The organism is Vibrio qingdaonensis, from assembly GCF_026191675.1.
GTDB lineage: Bacteria > Pseudomonadota > Gammaproteobacteria > Enterobacterales > Vibrionaceae > Vibrio > Vibrio qingdaonensis.
The window spans coordinates 1-1,258 of the sequence record NZ_JAKRRY010000115.1 but is presented as its reverse complement, the minus strand read 5'-3'; the positions used below and the strand labels follow the sequence as shown (position 1 = coordinate 1,258).

At 42.8% G+C, this 1,258-nt stretch carries 1 protein-coding gene; it reads right to left on the bottom strand.

Annotated elements, in window-relative coordinates:
- Nucleotides 1–8: 8 nt before the first annotated feature.
- A protein-coding gene (locus MD535_RS25545) for an IS3 family transposase (RefSeq protein WP_265678092.1) occupies nt 9–1,186 on the bottom strand; the annotation gives its coding sequence in 2 pieces (ribosomal slippage) (nt 9–928 and nt 928–1,186; 1,179 coding nt in all).
- Nucleotides 1,187–1,258 lie beyond the last annotated feature (72 nt).

Below are 1,258 nucleotides of genomic sequence, written 5' to 3'. Positions count from 1 at the left end.
TGTAGTGGTCAACTAAAATTGGCCACGGTTTTAGAGTTTTCCCAATATAATCGTTCTGACTCATTGGGAGTTAGACCACCGTTATACTGATGTGGCCTGAGTTGGCAGTAATATCCAATGATGTAGCGAGTGATCTCTTGTTGAGCCTCAGCAAAGCTACGATAACCCATCGTTGGCACCCATTCCGTTTTCAGACTTCTAAAGAAGCGCTCCATCGGCGCATTATCCCAGCAGTTTCCTCGACGAGATAAACTCTGTTTTATTTGAAAACGCCACAGTAATTGGCGGTATTTACGACTGGTATAGTGACTACCTTGATCGCTATGGAACATGACATCTTTTGGCTTACCGCGAGATTCATAAGCCATCGACAAAGCTTTGCCTGTTAGCCGACTATCAGGTGATAAAGACATCGACCAACCAATCACTTTACGAGCAAAAAGGTCGATAACGACCGCTAAATACATCCACCGATTACCCGTCCAAATATACGTAACATCGCCAACCCAGACTTCATTTGGTGCTGTAACAGCAAACTGTCGACTTAAGTGATTTGGAACTTCAATATGTTCCTGCGAGGATTTTCGGTAACGATGTTGTGGTACTTGGCAGCTTACTAAACCAAGTGTTTTCATAAGCTTTGCCGCTCGGTAACGGCTTAAATTCATGCCTTGGTTTGTCACTATATCAGCAATGGTTCTCGCTCCTGCAGAGCCATTACTCGCAGCATGGGCTTCGCTAACCAAGCTGCGAAGTTTGACTGTTTCAGCATTAATTACTGCTGGGCGTTTTAGCCAATAGTTATAACTACTTCGATGAACATTGAAGACTTCGCATAATGTTTTTACGCTATAGCTCTGCTTGAGTTTCTTGATTATCAAGAATTGTTCAGTGAGTCCGACATCAACAGAGCCGTTGCTTTTTTTAGTATTTCATTATGCTCTTCAAGGCGAGCCAGTTTCTTTTTTAATTCCCTAATTTCTATTTGCTCAGGGGTCATAGGTGAAGCTTTCGGTGCTTTCCCTTGGCGCTCTTCTCTTAACTGGCGAACCCATTTATCCATTGTGGATTTACCCACGTTCATAGCTTGGGCTGCTTCAGTCACTGAGTAGTTTTGGTCTAGAACTAACTGCGCTGCTTCTAACTTAAATTCTGCGCTAAATAACCGTCTTGTACGTTTTGTCATAGTGTCACCTGTTAACTTATGAGGTGATGATATCACCTCTAACTAAGTGACCAAATTCACTATGCCACTACA